We start from the raw sequence: 16,940 nt of genomic DNA, 5'->3' as shown, positions 1-16,940 counted from the left end.
TTTACCATCTAAAATGCGCAAATGCCTTATTAGACTCTGCCATTTTATGAACATCCTCTCGTTTTTTTACTGCAGCACCTTTTTTTTCATAAGCATCATACAGTTCGTTAAAAATTTTATCTGCCATGTGTTTATCTTTTCTTTTTCTAGCAGAATCAACTAACCATCTTATTGCAAGTGCTTGGGCTCTTTTACTTTTTACCTCAACTGGAACTTGGTATGTTGCACCACCTACTCTTCGTGATCTAACCTCTACAGTGGGCTTGATATTGTTAATTGCTTCATTAAAAATATTTATAGGTTCATCTTTAGTTTTCGTTTTGAATTTCTCTATTGCTTCATAAACTATTTTTGCAGCAATACCTCTTTTGCCATCATACATAATGTTGTTTATTAATTTTGGAATTATAGTTGAATTAAATTTTGGATCTGGAACTACATTTTTTTTGGGTTGAGTTTTTTTTCTAGACATTATTTACCTTTTTTTGTTCCGTATAAAGATCTTCTCTGTTTTCTATTTGCAACACCTTGTGTATCTAAATTTCCTCTTAAGATATGATATCTAACACCAGGTAAATCTTTAACCCTTCCACCTCTAATTAGTACTACTGAGTGTTCTTGTAAGTTATGTCCTTCGCCTGGGATATAAGCAGTTACTTCAAAACCGTTTGACAATCTAACTCTAGCAACTTTTCTTAATGCAGAGTTTGGTTTTTTTGGAGTGGTTGTATAAACTTTGACACAAACACCTCTTTTTAAAGGTTGCTTTTGTAAAGCAGGAACTTTGTTCCTAGAAACTTGTTTAACTCTTTTTTTTCTTAACAACTGATTAATAGTTGGCATAATTTTTTTTTAAAATTAATTAATTTATTTTTGAGATGAAAATAACTGACAGGTTATTTTGTGGCAGCGTTTAGTACCTCAAGAGCACTACATTCCAACCAAAAACATCGCCAAAATACTTATTAATCAGCTATTGTCAAACTAAAACTGCAATTTTTAGGTGATTTTTTTATTGATTTACTTGCGTTTCTTCAGGCTCAGAAGCTTCAAGTTTATCCTGTTCTGCTAAGAAGCTATTATCATCTTCCAAGGCCTTATTATTCCATCTGTTCTTGATATTACCTGTACCAGCAGGAACTAATCTTCCAACTATTACGTTCTCTTTTAAACCATTTAATGGATCAACTTTCCCTTTAATTGCAGCATCTGTTAATACTCTTGTTGTCTCTTGGAAAGATGCAGCAGAAATGAATGATTCTGTTTGAAGTGAAGCTTTAGTAATACCCATTAAAACTCTTTCACCAACTGCAGGAGTTTTGCCTTCAGCAACTAATTTTTCATTAGTATTATCAAACTTGATTCTATCAACCACTTCACCTGGTAAATAACTTGAATCTCCAGATACCTTAACTTCAACTTTCTTAAGCATTTGTCTTAAAATTGTTTCAATATGTTTATCGTTAATAATTACACCTTGTAATCGATATACTTCTTGAACTTGATTAACAAAATATTCTGTTAATTCTTTAATGCCTAAAATTCTTAAAATATCATGCGGTAAAGGCTGTCCATCTAAAAGATATTCACCTTTTTGAATTTTTTCACCGGGATTAAAGTTAATGTGTTTTCCTTTTGGAATTAAATAATTTGATGGTTCTGATCCGTCTTCAGGAACGATCGAAATTCTTTGCTTACCTCTTACTTCTTTTCCAAAAACAACGCTTCCATCATTTTCAGCAATAATAGCACTGTCCTTAGCTTTTCTAGCTTCGAAAAGTTCAGCTACTCTTGGAAGACCTCCAGTAATATCTTTAGTTTTTGTTGTTTCTTTAGGCAATCTTGCAATAACATCACCAGCATAAACTTTTTGACCATCCTTAATTGATAAAATTGAATCTGGAACTAAGTAATATCTAGCTTCATTGTCATCAGCTTTTTTAATTACATTTCCTTTTTCATCTCTTAAAGTAATCCTTGGTTTTAAATCTGTACTCTTAGATTGACCTCTCCAATCAATCACAGATTTTGATGAAATACCAGTTGCATCATCAGTAGTTTCTTGAATTGAAACACCATCTATCAAATCAACATAACTTGCAATACCGCTCTTTTCAGCAATAACTGGAGTTGTATATGGATCCCACTCACAAATTTTTGTATTTGCTTTAACTCTATCTCCATTATTAAAAAATAATCTTGATCCATAAGCAACTTTATATACTGCTATTTGAACTCCTTTATCATCCTCTATAGAAAGTTGAGTATTTCTTCCCATAACAATTAAATTCTTTTTAGAATCTTCTAGAATATTTGAGTTAATAATTTTTAATGTTCCATCGCTTTTGCTGATAATTTGGTTATCTTGTTTAACCGAAGCTGTTCCCCCAACGTGGAATGTTCTCATCGTTAACTGCGTACCTGGTTCTCCAATTGATTGAGCTGAAATCATACCAATTGCTTCACCCACATGCACCATTTTACCTCTAGATAAATCTCTTCCGTAACAAGTAGCACAAACACCCTCTTTAGAACTACAAGTCATTACTGAATAAACTTTTATAGATTTAACACCTGCTGCATCAATTTTATCACAGCCTGCCTCATCTATCATTTCAGACTTTTTGATTATTACCTCACCACTTAAAGGATTTTTCACTTCAGCAGCTGTAACTCTACCTAGTGCTCTTTCTGCTAAACTAACAACTACATTACCACCCTCTAAGATCTCTGATAGTTCAATAAAACCTGGTTCTTCACATTTAATTTTTGTTACTGTTAAATCTTGAGCAACATCACACAATCTTCTTGTTAAATAACCAGAGCTTGCTGTTTTAAGCGCAGTATCTGCTAATCCTTTTCTTGCTCCGTGTGTAGAATTAAAATACTCTAAAGCTGTTAAACCTTCTTTAAAGTTAGAGATAATTGGACTTTCAATAATTTCACCTGAAGGTTTTGCAATTAATCCTCTCATACCAGCTAATTGTTTCATTTGCGCTGCTGAACCTCTGGCACCGCTATCAGCCATCATAAATACAGAGTTTATTTTTAAGCCCTCTTCTGTTTTTTCAGTTGCAGAAATTCTTTTCATCATTTCACCCGCAACTTTATCAGTACATTTAGACCATGCGTCGACAACCTTGTTGTACTTCTCACCTCTTGTAATCAAACCTTCAGCATATTGAGTTTCATAATCAGCAATTAATTTTTTAGTATCATCAATTAATTGAGTTTTATTTTCAGGAATAATTAAATCATCTTTTCCAAATGAAATTCCTGCTTTAAATGCATGCTTAAATCCTAAATCTTTAAGTTTATCACAGAAAATAACTGTCGTTTTCTGACCACAGAATCTGAAAACAACATCAATTATTTCGGAAACAACTTTTTTCGGTAGCAATCTATCAACTAATGAAAATTTGATATTGCTATTTTTTGGTAATAGATTGGCTAATAAAAATCTTCCTGCAGTTGATGTATATTTTTCAATCTTCTTATTTCCTTGTTCATCAACAGTTTCATATCTTGAAATAATAGTGCTATGAACGTTAATTTCACCTGAAGATAATGCAAACTCTATTTGATCAGAATTAGTAAAGTATCCAGATGGTTTATCCGATACTGGTTCCTGAGAAAGATAATATATTCCTAAAATCATATCCTGACTTGGAACGATTATTGGTTTACCATTTGAAGGAGATAGAATGTTGTTTGTTGATAGCATTAATATTCTTGCTTCCAACTGAGCTTCCAAACTTAAAGGTACATGAACAGCCATTTGGTCACCATCAAAATCAGCATTAAAAGCTGCACAAGTTAAAGGGTGTAGCTCAATTGCATCACCTTCAATTAATTTTGGTTCAAAAGCTTGAACACCAAGTCTATGAAGTGTTGGTGCTCTATTTAATAAAACAGGGTGCTCTCTCACGATTAACTCTAGTGCATCCCATACAGCATTAGTTTCTTTCTCTACTAATTTTTTAGCTTGTTTAATTGTAGATGCTAAACCTAATTTGTTTAATCTTGCGTATAAAAATGGTTTAAATAACTCCAAAGCCATTTTTTTTGGTAATCCACACTCATGTAATTTTAAATCTGGACCGACAACAATTACTGATCTTCCAGAGTAATCTACCCTTTTTCCTAATAAGTTTTGTCTAAATCTACCCTGCTTACCTTTAAGCATTTCTGCAAGAGATTTAAGTGGTCTTTTACCTGTTCCAGTAATAACACGACCTCTTCTTCCATTATCGAAAAGAGCATCAACAGATTCTTGAAGCATTCTTTTTTCATTTCTAACAATGATGTCTGGAGCTTTAAGATCCATTAATCTTTTTAATCTATTATTTCTGTTAATAACTCTTCTATATAAATCGTTAAGATCTGAAGTAGCAAATCTACCACCATCTAGCGGAACCAATGGTCTTAATTCTGGTGGAATAACAGGAACCACAGTCATAATCATCCATTCTGGTTTTTGACCAGTTTCGAGAAATGACTCTATTAATTTTAATCTCTTAATTGCTCTTTCTTCATTAACTTTAGATTTAGTCTCTTTAATAAAGCTAACAAGATTTTTTCTCTCTAATTCTAAGTCAAGATTTTTTAACATCTCAAGAACAGCTTCTGCTCCAATACCTGCAGTAAAGCTTTCCTCTCCAAATTCATCCTGATATTTTGCTAATTCTTCCTCATTTAAAAGTTGGTTTTTTTGTAATCCAGTAAGTCCTGGTTCGATTACTATAAAGTTTTCAAAATAAAGAACTCTCTCAATTTCTTTCAACTTCATGTCTACAGCAAGTGCAATTCTACTTGGTAATGATTTTAAAAACCAAATGTGTGCCACAGGAGTTGCAAGATTAATGTGACCCATTCTCTCTCTTCTTACATTAGATTTTGTTACCTCAACGCCACATTTTTCACAAATAATACCTCTAAACTTCATTCGTTTATACTTTCCACATAAACATTCATAATCTTTGATTGGTCCAAAAATTCTTGCACAGAACAGACCATCTTTCTCTGGTCTAAATGTTCTATAATTTATAGTTTCAGGTTTTTTAATTTCACCAAATGTCCAAGATTTAATTTTCTCAGGGCTAGCTAAAGAAATTTTAATACTATTAAAATTTTGCGCTTCTGAAATTTCGCTTCCTTTAAATAAATCAGTTAATTCTTTTTTCATTAATTAAGCTCCACGTTTAATGCTAATGATTTAATTTCTTTAACTAAGACGTTAAATGACTCTGGAATACCAGATTCGAAATTCTCTTCACCTTTAACTATAGTTTCGTAAACTTTAACTCTTCCAGCAACGTCATCTGATTTTACAGTCAAAATTTCTTGTAAAGTATAAGAAGCTCCGTAAGCTTCAAGAGCCCATACTTCCATTTCTCCAAATCTTTGGCCACCTAATTGTGCTTTACCACCAAGAGGTTGTTGTGTAACCAAACTGTAAGGACCTGTAGATCTTGCATGAATTTTATCTTCAACTAAATGATGAAGTTTCAGCATATAAATTATTCCAACTGTAACTGGTCTGTCAAATTTTTCTCCAGTTCTTCCATCCCATAAATAAGTTTGTCCAGATCCTGGTAAGTTCGCTAACTCTAACATTTCAGTTACATTTTTCTCTTTAGCGCCATCAAAAACAGGAGTGGATATTGCAATCCCATTTTGTAAATTTTCACACAGGTCTTTAAATTCGTTCTTACTTAATTTGTCTACTTTTTCATTGAAAGTATTTTCTCCATAAACAGATTTTAAAAATTTTTCTATTTTTTCAGTTCTTTCGATCTTTTTATTATTTTCGTTAACTAAATTTTTAATCTGTTCACCAAATTCTTTACAAGCCCAACCAAGGTGAGTTTCTAAAATTTGACCTACATTCATCCTACTTGGAACACCTAGAGGGTTTAAAACAATATCAACTGGTCTACCATCTTCTCTGTATGGCATATCTTCAACTGGTACTATTTTACTAACGACGCCCTTATTACCATGTCGTCCTGACATTTTATCACCTGGTCTTAATCTTCTCTTAATAGCTACAAAAACTTTTACCATTTTCATAACACTTGGTAATAAATCATCACCACTTCTAATTTTTAAAACTTTATCTTCAAATCTTTCTGTAATGTCTTGTTTTGCTTTGTTGTATTGATCTTTAAGTTGTGCCAAAGTCGCTTCATCATTTACATTTCCAACTGTTATTTTAAATACATCATTTATAGATAGATTATTAATTGCATCAAAATCAAGTTTTGTTCCTTCAGATAAATCTTTTACTTTTTTAGTTAATGATGATCCTGATAAAATTTGTGAAGCTCTTTGTTTAATGCTTCTCTCTAAAATTTCTTCCTCTACTAATTTATCTTGCTGAACTTGTTCAATTTCAGCTCTTTCAATAGTTATTGATCTTTCGTCTTTTTCAATACCATGTCTGTTAAATACTCTTACATCAACAACTGTACCACTAGCACCTCTTGACATTCTCAAAGATGTATCAGTTACATCAATAGCTTTTTCTCCAAAGATTGATCTTAATAGTTTTTCTTCTGGTCCTGATGCTGAATCACCTTTTGGTGTAACTTTTCCAACTAAAATATCTCCAGCGTTTACTTCAGCTCCAATGTAAACTATTCCTGACTCATCAAGATTTTTTAAAGCTTCCTCGTTAACATTAGGAATATCTCTGGTAATTTCTTCTTCTCCAAGTTTTGTGTCTCTTGCCATTATTTCATATTCTTCAATATGTACTGAAGTAAATACATCGTCAGTTACACATCTTTCTGAAATCAAAATTGAGTCTTCAAAGTTGTAACCTTGCCATGGCATAAATGCTACTGTTACATTTTTTCCAAGTGCTAATTCACCTAATTTTGTTGATGGACCATCTGCAATAATATCACCAGATTTAACTTTATCACCAACTCTAACAAGTGGTCTTTGGTTGATACATGTGTTTTGGTTTGATCTTTTAAATTTTTGTAAGTTATAAATATCTACACCTGATTCACTGAAATCAGTTTCTTCTGTTACTTTAATAACAATTCTCTTACCATCAATTTTATCTACAACTCCATCTCTCTTAGCAACAATCGTTACACCAGAGTCTAAAGCCACATCACTTTCAATTCCAGTACCAACTAATGGAGATTCTGGTTTTAAAAGAGGAACTGCTTGTCTCATCATGTTAGAGCCCATTAGAGCTCTGTTTGCATCGTCATTTTCCAAGAAAGGTATTAAAGATGCTGCAACAGAAACAAGTTGTTTTGGTGAAACATCGATATAATCAATTGCATCTGGTTTTGATAAAAGGAAGTTTAAATTTTGTCTGCAAGAAACAAGCTCCTCAACTATCTTTCCATTTTTATCTAACTTTGTATTTGCTTGAGCAATTGTAAATTTGGTTTCTTCCATTGCAGATAGATATTCAACCTTATCTTGCACAACTCCATCTTTTACTTTTTTATATGGGCTCTCAATAAAGCCATATTTATTTATTTTTGCATAAGTGGATAAACTATTTATTAAACCAATGTTTGGTCCCTCTGGTGTCTCGATTGGACAAATTCTTCCATAGTGAGTTGGGTGAACGTCTCGAACTTCAAATCCTGCTCTTTCTCTTGTTAGTCCACCTGGTCCTAGAGCAGAAACTCTTCTTTTATGTGTGATTTCAGATAATGGGTTCGTTTGATCCATAAACTGTGAAAGTTGAGAGCTAGCAAAGAAGTCTTTTAACGAAACAGTTAGTGGTTTTGCGTTAATTAAATCTTGTGGCATTGCAGACTCAACATCTAGGGTAGTCATTTTTTCTTTAATTGCTCTTTCCATTCTGTAAACACCAATTCTTGCTTGGTTTTCAACTAGTTCACCTACAGAACGTACTCTTCTATTTCCTAAATGGTCAATATCATCAACATCATCTTTACCATCTCGTAAATCTAACATTTTGTGAATAATCGCTATAATATCATCATTTCTTAAGATCGTAATTTTATCAGAACACTCTTGGTTCAATCTTGAATTCATTTTCACTCTACCAACATCAGATAAATCGTATCTGTCTGAGCTAAAGAAAAGATTGTTAAATATTTGAGTGGCTATCTCTATTGTTGGTGGTTCACCCGGTCTTAACATTTTATATATTTCAGTTATAGCCTCGTCTTTGGAGTTATTTTTGTCTGCTAAAACAGTTGTTAATAAATAAGGTCCTTTGTTTATGGAATTTGTTACCGATATTTTTAAAGAGTGAATATTTGCATCCAGTATTTGTTGAATTATTGTATCATTTAGTTCAGTACCAATTTTAAACGAACCTTCTTCATCATCACTTACTTCAACATTTCTATGTAAGAATTTTCCAAAAAGAGATTCTCTTGATACTAAAATATCTTTAAGTCCGTCGTTAGCTAATTTTTTAGCATTTAAAAAATTTATCTTATCTCCTAATTTTATGACTACTTCACCAGTTTTTGCATCAATTACTTCTTCAGAAAAATTTTTAGCCTTGTAATTCTCAGGATTAAATTTAGTTTTCCATTTTTCTGTCTTAGGATCAAAAGTATATTGCTCACTATCATAAAACTCATCAACAATTTCTGATTTAGAAAAACCTAAAGCTAAAAGTAACGTTGAAGCAAATATTTTTTTCTTTCTATCAATTTTAAAATATAAAAAATCTTTAACATCATATTCAAAATCTAACCATGATCCCCTATTAGGTATTACTCTACAATTAAATAATAATTTTCCACTTGCATGAGTTTTTCCTTTATCATGGTCAAAGAAAACTCCTGGACTTCTATGCATTTGGTTTACAACAACACGTTGAACACCATTGGTAATAAACGTTCCACTATTAGTCATCATAGGTACTTCACCCATGTAAACTTCTTGTTCTTTTGCTGATAAAATATCTTTAGTATTGTTTTCTTGATCTATTTCGTAAACAACTAATCTTAAAGTACATTTAAGAGCTGAAGAATAAGTTAGACCTCTTGTTATACATTCTTCAACATCAAATTTAGGCTTCTCTAACCTGTATGAAACATATTCAAGAGTTGCTTTGTCATTTAAATCTTCAATTGGAAAAATACTTTTAAAAACTCTATCAAAACCTTTTGTTAATTCGGTTTCAGCATAGAATTCAGTTAATTCTTTGTAAGAATTTTTTTGAACTTCAATAAGATTTGGAATTGATAAGCTTTCTTTTAGTTTACCAAAACTTTTTCTAATGTTTTTTTTTTCAGTAAAAGATAATTGCATCTATATTTATTAATACTGATTAAAAATAATCAGTATATGAATTCTTTCTAATTAATTTATTTAAGTTCTACTTTTGCGCCAGCAGCTTCTAACTTAGCTTTGATCTCTTCGGCATCTTTTTTGTTAACACCAGATTTAACTTCTTTTGGTGCTCCCTCTACAAGATCTTTTGCTTCTTTTAAACCTAATGAAGTAGCTGCTCTTACTTCTTTGATAACATTAATTTTTTTATCACCTGCAGAAACTAACATGATAGTGAAATCATCTTTTTCTTCTGCTGGAGCTGCACCACCTACTGCTGCTGGAGCTGCTGCTGCCATTGGAGTTACACCCCACTTTTCTTCTAACTGTTTTGAAAGCTCGGCTGCTTCAGCAACAGTCAAACTTGATAAGTCTTCAATAATTTTATTTAGGTCTGGCATATTTTTCTACTCTTTGGGTTGTGTTTCAGAATTTTCTGCGGACAAACTACTCATTTTTTCTGAATGTGCAAGCAAAATACTAATTAATTTTGAGGCTGGAGCGTTTAAAATACCTACAATACTAGCTCTTGCTTCATCAAGTGTAGGTAAACTAGCAACATTTTGGACACCGGCCTGATCCAGGACCTCATCATCCATTATTCCGCCAATTAATTTGAGATTTTCATTATCTTTAGCAAATTTGGATAAGATCCTTGCAGACATTATTGCATCTTCACCAAATGCAACCGCTGTTGGACCTGTGAAAAGATTGGATAAATCTTTACACTTAGTTTTTTCTAATGCTAATTTTGTGATTCTGTTTTTAGTGATCTTAAAGACGATACCATGCTCTCTCATTTTTGCTCTTAAATCATCTAATTGTGTCATTGTTAAGCCTTGATAGTGTGTAACCATCACAGCTTTACTACTCTCAAATTTAGAAGTCATTTCTTCAATATAATTTTTCTTTTGTTCTTTGTTCATCATAACTATATCGATTTTCCTAATTTAACTTTGTATGAAACACCCATAGTAGAAGTTGCAAAAACACCTTTTATTAAATCACCTTTGAGTGTGTTGTTAGACTTTTCTTTTTCTAATGCATCTATTATTGCATTATAATTTTTTAATAATTGATCATCACTGAATGATTTTTTTCCAATACTTACCCCAATATTTCCATCTTTATCATTTCTAATTTCAACTTGTCCTGATTTTGCATCAGTAACTGCTTGTTTAATATTTTCAGATACTGAACCAAGTTTTGGATTTGGCATTAATCCTTTTGGACCTAAAACTTTTCCTAATTTCGAAAGTTTAATCATCATTCCTGGTGTACAAATTAATTTTTCAAAATTTAAATCCCCACCTTTTATTTGTTCAACAAATTCATCTCCACCAACAATATCTGCGCCTGCATCTTTTGCTTCTTGAGCTTTATTATCTTCACAAACAACAGCAACTTTTACTTTCTTGCCTGTTCCTCCTGGAAGATTTACTACAGTTCTAATGTTGACTTCACTTTTCTTTTGTTTGTTATTTATTTGAAAACTTAAATCTAGAGATTCATCGAATTTTGTTGTGCAGTTTTTTTTTAGTTCAGGTAATAATTTTTCAATAGATTCTGCATTTAAGTCTTTAGTTTTTTCTGGCAATTTTTTATATCTTTTTGAAGCCATTATTCTTTCACCTCTATACCCATTGATCTAGCTGAACCTGCAATAATTTTTACTGCTTCGTTTATATCGTGGGCATTTAAATCGTTCATTTTTTCTTTAGCAATATCTTCTAATTGTTTTTTTGAAATTGAAGCTACAATATTTCTCCCTGGCTCTTTTGATCCACCTTTTAATTTAACAGCTTCTTTAATATAAAAAGATGCTGGTGGTGATTTAATTTTAAAATCAAATTTTTTATCTTTATAAACAGTAATTTCAACTGGAACAGGTTTTCCAGCCATAGATTTTGTTTTGTCATTAAATGCTTTACAAAATTCCATTATATTAACACCACGCTGACCTAAAGCAGGACCAACAGGAGGAGCGGGATTAGCTTGTCCGCCTTTAATTTGTAACTTTATAAATCCACTTATTTCTTTTGCCATTAACTTACTTTCTCAACTTGGTTATATTCTAAATCTACCGGTGTTGGACGACCAAATATAGAAACTGACACCTTAAGTCTAGCTTTTTCTTCATCAATTTCTTCAATCATTCCATTAAATGATGCAAATGGACCATCAACAACCTGAACTTTTTCACCAACACTGTAATCTATACCAGATTTTGGCTGAGCCACACCATCTTTAATTTGGCCTAAAATCTTCTCAACTTCCTTATCAGAAACAGGTACTGGGATACCTTTTGATCCAAGGAAACCACTAACTCTCTTTATTCCTTTGATCATATGATAAATATTGTTATCCATTTCACTCTTTATTAGTACGTATCCAGGAAAATATTTCTTTTTTCTTTGAATTCTCTTTCCTCTTTTAACTTCCGTAACATCGTGAGTTGGAACTATAATTTCTTCAAATTTCTCACTTATTTTAGCCTTATCTGCTTCTTCTTTAATTAATGAAGCAACTTTATTTTCAAAACTGGAGTGTGATTGAACAATGTACCAATTTTTCATTAAATACTCACCTTTAACAACAGTTCTAAGAAGAATTTAAGAACCTGATCTAACAAAAGAAAGAATAAAGACATTACAACTGCCATAACAAATACCATTAAAGCACCTTGCAAAGTTTCTTTCCAAGTAGGCCAAGTAACTTTGAATGCCTCTTGTTTTACTTCCTGAATAAATTTAATCGGGTTCTTCATAATTCTTTAGCTCAAATTGGCAGGAGCGGAGGGACTCGAACCCTCAGCCTCCGGTTTTGGAGACCGGCGCTCTACCAATTGAGCTACACTCCTATTTATAGAGTTACTCTATAATTTTAGTTACTACTCCTGCTCCAACAGTTCTACCACCTTCTCTAATAGCAAAGTTTAATTTTTCTGCCATTGCAATAGGTGTAATCAGTTTAACAGTGAATTTAGCATCATCACCTGGCATAACCATTTCAGTACCTGCTGGTAATTCTACTTCTCCTGTAACGTCTGTTGTTCTAAAATAAAACTGCGGTCTATATTTTGTAAAGAAAGGAGTGTGTCTTCCACCCTCGTCTTTTTTAAGAATATAGGCTTGAGCTTCAAATTTAGTATGAGGAGTTATTGATCCAGGCTTACAAAGAACTTGACCTCTTTCAATGTCAGTTCTTTCAATACCTCTCAATAAAATTCCTACGTTATCACCAGCTTCACCTGAGTCTAAAAGTTTTCTAAACATTTCTACTCCAGTACAAACTGATTTTTTTGTTTCTTTAATTCCAACGATTTCAACTTCCTCACCAGTTTTAATTACACCAGATTCTACTCTTCCAGTTGCAACTGTTCCTCTTCCTGAAATTGAAAATACGTCCTCAACTGGCATCAAGAATGGTTTGTCAACTTCTCTAGCTGGTTGCGGGATATGTTCGTCAACAGCTTTCATTAATTCTAAAATTGAATTTTTTCCAATTTCATCATCTCTTTTTTCAACTGCTGCTAAAGCAGAACCTTTAACGATTGGAGTTGTATCTCCAGGATATTTATATGAAGTTAAAAGTTCTCTAATTTCTTCTTCTACAAGTTCAATCATATCTTTATCATCAACTTGGTCTACTTTATTTAAGTAAACAACAATTGCTGGAATACCAACTTGTCTTCCTAAAAGAATATGTTCTCTTGTTTGTGGCATAGGACCATCAGCTGCATTAACAACTAATATCGCACCATCCATTTGTGCTGCACCTGTAATCATATTTTTTACATAGTCAGCGTGACCAGGACAGTCCACATGAGCATAGTGTCTTTTTTCAGTTTCATATTCAACGTGTGCTGTTGAAATTGTAATTCCTCTTTCTTTTTCCTCTGGAGCTTTATCGATTTGATCGTATGCTACAGCTGTTCCACCACCAGCTTCAGCTAATACATTTGTTATAGCTGCAGTAAGAGTTGTTTTACCATGGTCGACATGACCAATAGTCCCAATGTTACAGTGGGGTTTACTTCGTACGAATTTTTCTTTTGACATTTCTTTTTAACCTCAGTTTTTTTTTTTTGTTTCTTACTTTAATTTCTTGGAGCGGGTAAAGGGAATCGAACCCTTACATCCAGCTTGGAAGGCTAGCGTTCTACCATTGAACTACACCCGCACAACCCCAAGAGTAACACTCCATTGTTATTTAAAATCATATTAAATGGTGGAGGGGGAAAGATTCGAACTTTCGAAGACCGAAGTCAACGGGTTTACAGCCCGCCCCATTTGACCGCTCTGGAACCCCTCCTTTGGGGAAGTGTCCCCTTGTTCAATATAGCTTCAAATAACATGCGTTTTATATATTTTATTTATCCAAATGCAACACGTGATTTATTAAGAAAAACTATTAAAAAACGTGTAAAACACATCATAATTTTATGAATAAATCATCTTTTTTTATTGTTGGTCAACATGCGGTAATGGAAGCATTACGTAATCCAAATAGGAAAGTTTTAAGAGTGTTTTTGACAGAGGATGCTAAAAAAAATATTCATAGAAAAAATCCAAATAAAAATCTTCTTGAAGAGGTAAAAGTCTATTTTAAATCAAAAAAAGAGTTAGACAAATACTCATCAAAAGAACAATTAATGCATAATGGATATGTTGCTGAGATTGAACATTTAGATCAACCAGAATTAAAAGAATTTATTAAAGAAAAAAATAATTTAACCTTTGTATGTTTGGATGAAGTTACTGATCCAAGAAATATCGGTTCACTCATTAGAAGCGCAGCATCTTTTAAAATTGATGGTGTAATAATTAAAGAGAGACATTTTCCAAAGGATAGTAAACTAATGTACAAATCAGCGAGCGGATGTATGGAGCATGTAAATATTTTTGAAGTTTCAAATATTAATTCTACCTTAAAAAATTTAAGAGAAAGAAATTTTTGGGTTTATGGTTTTGATTCAAAGAGCCAAAAGGATTTTACTGATGTCAAATGGGAAGGAAATAATATTTTACTTTTTGGATCAGAAGGATTTGGAATGAGGCAACACACTGGTAAATATGCAGACTTTTTTGTCAAAATTGACATCAATGAAGAAATAGAAAGTTTGAATATATCAAATAGTGCAGCAATAGTGTTTCATCATTTAAGTTATTTAAAAAAAAAGAGTTGATTATTTAACAAATAATTAATAATTATTGCGCATGCCCTTGTAGCTCAGTTGGTAGAGCAATTGATTTGTAATCAATAGGTCCGCGGTTCGAATCCGTGCGGGGGCACCACTTCTTTCTTTACCAAGCAGTTAACTTCAAACACTTATCAAAATTCTCGATACGAACATAGCAACCAAAGAATGACATTAATTTAAATGCAAAAAATCCTACAAGTATAACTAAAGTAACTATTATAATTGGATTAAATTTATTCATTAAATCTAACTTGTTTCTTTTCTTATTTGTTCAATTTTAATTTTTTTTTGTAGACTTCTATTTTTATCATAGAGAAGATTAAACTTAATTTTATTATTTATTTTCACAGTAATAGATTTTGCATTTCTTACTTCTAAATTATCTGCAACTGCACTGATGGGTCTCTTAGATGGATTTAGATTTGTAATAACAATTTTAGATTTATCATTAACTACTTTACCCTTCCACCTTCTTGGTCTAAATGCGCTAATTGGAGATATAGATAATTTTTTTGAATGAAGGCTTAATATAGGTCCATGAACAGATAAATTGTAAGCAGTGCTTCCAGCAGGTGTAGACACCAAAACTCCATCAGAAATTAATTTTTTTATAATTTGTCTAGAACCTTGTTTAATTGATAACGAAGCTGCTTGTCTGCTCTGTCTTAATACAGAAACTTCATTAATAGCTATAGATTTTTTGATTTGATTATTTTTATTTCTTACAATCATCTCTAAAGGAGAAATTGAAACCATATTTGCTTTGGAAAGATTTTTTATAATATCTTTTGAGGAAAATTTATTCATTAGAAAACCGTAGTTTCCAGAGTTAATCCCATAGAAAAATTTATTAGAATTTTTGTTTCTTTTAAGAGTTTGGAGCATAAAACCATCCCCTCCAATAACAATAGTTAAATTTTTGTTTTGAAAATTATTAGAACTAATTTTTTTTAATAAAATATTTTTTATATTTAATGATTTATTATTTTTATCAGAAATAATTTGTAGTTTGTTCATTTAATGGTGCCCTCGGCCAGACTCGAACTGGCACTCCGCAAGCGGCAAGGATTTTAAGTCCTTTGTGTCTACCAATTTCACCACGAGGGCATTAATGAATTTCACTGTTATATCCACAATTATTTATAACTCAACTATATTAAATTGTATTGATAATCTCTAGCTGCTATTACCTCTTTTGGCAAATTAAGCTCAACATCACTAATTTTTATTATTTCATCTTTACTGATATTTTTTTTCAATATTGCATTATCGGTTAAACCAAGTGGCAACAACTTTTCATTTTTCGAATTTTCAGATGTAATTAATTTACCTCTTGCACAAAACCCTCCTTCTCCATCAAGCTTTTCGCCAACTTTTAAATCTTTTTTTGCAACACTCGCAACATCTGCATTATATTTCTTGGTATAACCTGTTGCTCTATTATCAAGCGCTATAGAATATATAGACTGAGCAAGTTCTAAACCAATATAATGATAGGGTCTCCATATTGCTGAATAGTTTCCAGATGAATCTGTAACCATTCCATAATCTTTAAAACAATTTTTTACATATTCATTTTGAGCTTTAATGACAATGTATACGCCCCACCTCAAGTCATTAGGAATATCTTTTTTATTTAAATCAATACTTGATATAACTTCAACTTGACCTTCAAAATCTATTAATCCACCATCTTTTTTTGGTATTAATTTTTTTGCAATGTCATAAACTCCAACTGGTGGAAAGGTTAATCCGTTAGAAGAACATTTAAGATTTGCAGCATTGCTTACTGCACACATTTCAATTGCAGATTTGTCACCACATAAAAAACTATTAAACATTTTAGGATTCATTCCTGACTCATTCTCCGCCCTTTCTTTCGTTAAGCCATAATGACCCCAAACTGTATCGGGTGTGGAATATTCAAAACTTGGATGGTATTTTGTTCCTTTTCCGGCACAAATAACTTCAAAACCATTAAGTCTAGCCCATTCAATTTGTTCTAGAATTAACGAAGGTTGGTCACCATAAGCCATCGAACAAATAACTCCATTTTCTTTAGCTAAATCTGATAAATATTTTCCACATGTGATATCTGCTTCCACATTAACTAAAATCAAATGTTTCTTTTCTTTCAAAATCTTTGTTGCATGGACAGTGCCTACAATAGGGTTTCCTGTTGCTTCAATAAAGATTTCAATATTTCTATCAATAATTTGATCAAGAGAAGTTGAAAAATTAATTTTAGATACCTCTTCTTCACTTACTCCACTTTTTAAACAATTTTTTTTTGCTTGGTCAATATTTAGGTCAACTATGCTATCAATTTTAATTTTATTTAAGTTAGAATATTGAGATAAAAACATACTTACAAATTTTCCGCATCCAATAAAAGCCACTCTTATTGGATGTTTTCGGTCCTCTAATTTTGTGTGCAAAAACATTT

14 protein-coding genes and 5 tRNA genes are annotated in these 16,940 nt (G+C 32.0%); 2 read left to right on the top strand and 17 right to left on the bottom strand.

Translation table 11 applies throughout. The features are described from left to right. Window position 1 precedes the first annotated feature (1 nt). From rpsG to ACTTBK_RS01845, 14 genes are all read right to left on the bottom strand, one after another. Window positions 2-472, bottom strand: a complete 471-nt coding sequence (gene rpsG / locus ACTTBK_RS01910; RefSeq protein WP_440618339.1) for a 30S ribosomal protein S7 — start codon at window positions 470-472, stop codon at window positions 2-4. After that, complete coding sequence (rpsL, locus tag ACTTBK_RS01905; protein WP_075506813.1) at window positions 472-843, bottom strand: 30S ribosomal protein S12; 372 nt, start codon at window positions 841-843, stop codon at window positions 472-474. The genes rpsG and rpsL overlap by 1 nt, the downstream gene beginning before the upstream one ends. Before the next feature lie 169 nt (window positions 844-1,012). Further along, window positions 1,013-5,185 (bottom strand): DNA-directed RNA polymerase subunit beta', encoded by a 4,173-nt coding sequence (gene rpoC / locus ACTTBK_RS01900; protein WP_440618338.1) that lies wholly within the window; start codon window positions 5,183-5,185, stop codon window positions 1,013-1,015. Further along, the gene (gene rpoB / locus ACTTBK_RS01895) at window positions 5,185-9,270 is read right to left on the bottom strand and encodes a DNA-directed RNA polymerase subunit beta (RefSeq protein ID WP_440618337.1); all 4,086 of its coding nucleotides are present in this window, start codon (window positions 9,268-9,270) and stop codon (window positions 5,185-5,187) included. The genes rpoC and rpoB overlap by 1 nt, the downstream gene beginning before the upstream one ends. Window positions 9,271-9,326: 56 nt before the next feature. Then, entirely contained in the window at window positions 9,327-9,692 is a 366-nt protein-coding gene (gene rplL, locus ACTTBK_RS01890) for a 50S ribosomal protein L7/L12 (protein WP_440618336.1), read from the bottom strand. Between the two features lie 6 nt (window positions 9,693-9,698). After that, complete coding sequence (gene rplJ, locus ACTTBK_RS01885; protein WP_440619474.1) at window positions 9,699-10,217, bottom strand: 50S ribosomal protein L10; 519 nt, start codon at window positions 10,215-10,217, stop codon at window positions 9,699-9,701. Window positions 10,218-10,222: 5 nt separating this feature from the next. Beyond that, on the bottom strand, window positions 10,223-10,912 hold the full coding sequence (gene rplA / locus ACTTBK_RS01880; protein WP_440618335.1) for a 50S ribosomal protein L1: 690 nt from the start codon (window positions 10,910-10,912) through the stop codon (window positions 10,223-10,225). Beyond that, the gene (gene rplK / locus ACTTBK_RS01875) at window positions 10,912-11,337 is read right to left on the bottom strand and encodes a 50S ribosomal protein L11 (RefSeq protein WP_262589090.1); all 426 of its coding nucleotides are present in this window, start codon (window positions 11,335-11,337) and stop codon (window positions 10,912-10,914) included. Before rplK ends, rplA begins: the two co-directional genes overlap by 1 nt. Continuing rightward, the gene (gene nusG / locus ACTTBK_RS01870) at window positions 11,337-11,867 is read right to left on the bottom strand and encodes a transcription termination/antitermination protein NusG (protein WP_262589089.1); all 531 of its coding nucleotides are present in this window, start codon (window positions 11,865-11,867) and stop codon (window positions 11,337-11,339) included. The genes rplK and nusG overlap by 1 nt, the downstream gene beginning before the upstream one ends. Further along, a complete protein-coding gene (secE, locus tag ACTTBK_RS01865; RefSeq protein WP_262589088.1) occupies window positions 11,867-12,058 on the bottom strand; it encodes a preprotein translocase subunit SecE in 192 nt (63 codons plus the stop codon). The genes nusG and secE overlap by 1 nt, the downstream gene beginning before the upstream one ends. Before the next feature lie 17 nt (window positions 12,059-12,075). Continuing rightward, window positions 12,076-12,151 (bottom strand) — tRNA-Trp (locus ACTTBK_RS01860). 10 nt (window positions 12,152-12,161) lie between these two features. After that, window positions 12,162-13,352, bottom strand: a complete 1,191-nt coding sequence (gene tuf / locus ACTTBK_RS01855) for an elongation factor Tu (protein ID WP_262589086.1) — start codon at window positions 13,350-13,352, stop codon at window positions 12,162-12,164. A 47-nt stretch (window positions 13,353-13,399) separates the two neighbouring features. Then, window positions 13,400-13,473, bottom strand: a tRNA-Gly gene (locus ACTTBK_RS01850). A 46-nt stretch (window positions 13,474-13,519) separates the two neighbouring features. After that, a tRNA-Tyr gene (locus ACTTBK_RS01845) sits at window positions 13,520-13,605 on the bottom strand. A gap of 130 nt (window positions 13,606-13,735) precedes the next feature. Between ACTTBK_RS01845 and rlmB the strand changes: the two genes are divergently transcribed. Beyond that, window positions 13,736-14,479, top strand: coding sequence for a 23S rRNA (guanosine(2251)-2'-O)-methyltransferase RlmB (gene rlmB, locus ACTTBK_RS01840; RefSeq protein WP_440618334.1), 744 nt, complete (start codon window positions 13,736-13,738; stop codon window positions 14,477-14,479). Window positions 14,480-14,512: 33 nt separating this feature from the next. Further along, a tRNA-Thr gene (locus ACTTBK_RS01835) sits at window positions 14,513-14,588 on the top strand. A 152-nt stretch (window positions 14,589-14,740) separates the two neighbouring features. Here ACTTBK_RS01835 and ACTTBK_RS01830 read toward each other — a convergent pair. From ACTTBK_RS01830 to ACTTBK_RS01820, 3 genes are all read right to left on the bottom strand, one after another. Continuing rightward, window positions 14,741-15,511, bottom strand: a complete 771-nt coding sequence (locus ACTTBK_RS01830; RefSeq protein WP_440618333.1) for an NAD kinase — start codon at window positions 15,509-15,511, stop codon at window positions 14,741-14,743. A 4-nt stretch (window positions 15,512-15,515) separates the two neighbouring features. Beyond that, window positions 15,516-15,601, bottom strand: a tRNA-Leu gene (locus ACTTBK_RS01825). Between the two features lie 44 nt (window positions 15,602-15,645). Further along, a complete protein-coding gene (locus tag ACTTBK_RS01820; RefSeq protein ID WP_440618332.1) occupies window positions 15,646-16,938 on the bottom strand; it encodes an NAD(P)H-dependent oxidoreductase in 1,293 nt (430 codons plus the stop codon). Between the last annotated feature and the right edge of the window lie 2 nt (window positions 16,939-16,940).

The organism is Candidatus Pelagibacter sp. HIMB1493, from assembly GCF_052047995.1.
GTDB lineage: Bacteria > Pseudomonadota > Alphaproteobacteria > Pelagibacterales > Pelagibacteraceae > Pelagibacter.
The sequence above is the reverse complement of the archived record's forward strand: the minus strand, read 5'-3'. Positions and strand labels throughout refer to the sequence as shown.

What these genes read in the sequence shown, in the direction of transcription:
- rpsG (WP_440618339.1), bottom strand. Translation starts at nt 472, where the DNA reads ATGTCTAGAAAAAAAACTCAACCCAAAAAAAATGTAGTTCCAGATCCA.
- rpsL (WP_075506813.1), bottom strand. Translation starts at nt 843, where the DNA reads ATGCCAACTATTAATCAGTTGTTAAGAAAAAAAAGAGTTAAACAAGTT.
- rpoC (WP_440618338.1), bottom strand. Translation starts at nt 5,185, where the DNA reads ATGAAAAAAGAATTAACTGATTTATTTAAAGGAAGCGAAATTTCAGAA.
- rpoB (WP_440618337.1), bottom strand. Translation starts at nt 9,270, where the DNA reads ATGCAATTATCTTTTACTGAAAAAAAAAACATTAGAAAAAGTTTTGGT.
- rplL (WP_440618336.1), bottom strand. Translation starts at nt 9,692, where the DNA reads ATGCCAGACCTAAATAAAATTATTGAAGACTTATCAAGTTTGACTGTT.
- rplJ (WP_440619474.1), bottom strand. Translation starts at nt 10,217, where the DNA reads ATGAACAAAGAACAAAAGAAAAATTATATTGAAGAAATGACTTCTAAA.
- rplA (WP_440618335.1), bottom strand. Translation starts at nt 10,912, where the DNA reads ATGGCTTCAAAAAGATATAAAAAATTGCCAGAAAAAACTAAAGACTTA.
- rplK (WP_262589090.1), bottom strand. Translation starts at nt 11,337, where the DNA reads ATGGCAAAAGAAATAAGTGGATTTATAAAGTTACAAATTAAAGGCGGA.
- nusG (WP_262589089.1), bottom strand. Translation starts at nt 11,867, where the DNA reads ATGAAAAATTGGTACATTGTTCAATCACACTCCAGTTTTGAAAATAAA.
- secE (WP_262589088.1), bottom strand. Translation starts at nt 12,058, where the DNA reads ATGAAGAACCCGATTAAATTTATTCAGGAAGTAAAACAAGAGGCATTC.
- tuf (WP_262589086.1), bottom strand. Translation starts at nt 13,352, where the DNA reads ATGTCAAAAGAAAAATTCGTACGAAGTAAACCCCACTGTAACATTGGG.
- rlmB (WP_440618334.1), top strand. Translation starts at nt 13,736, where the DNA reads ATGAATAAATCATCTTTTTTTATTGTTGGTCAACATGCGGTAATGGAA.
- ACTTBK_RS01830 (WP_440618333.1), bottom strand. Translation starts at nt 15,511, where the DNA reads ATGAACAAACTACAAATTATTTCTGATAAAAATAATAAATCATTAAAT.
- ACTTBK_RS01820 (WP_440618332.1), bottom strand. Translation starts at nt 16,938, where the DNA reads ATGTTTTTGCACACAAAATTAGAGGACCGAAAACATCCAATAAGAGTG.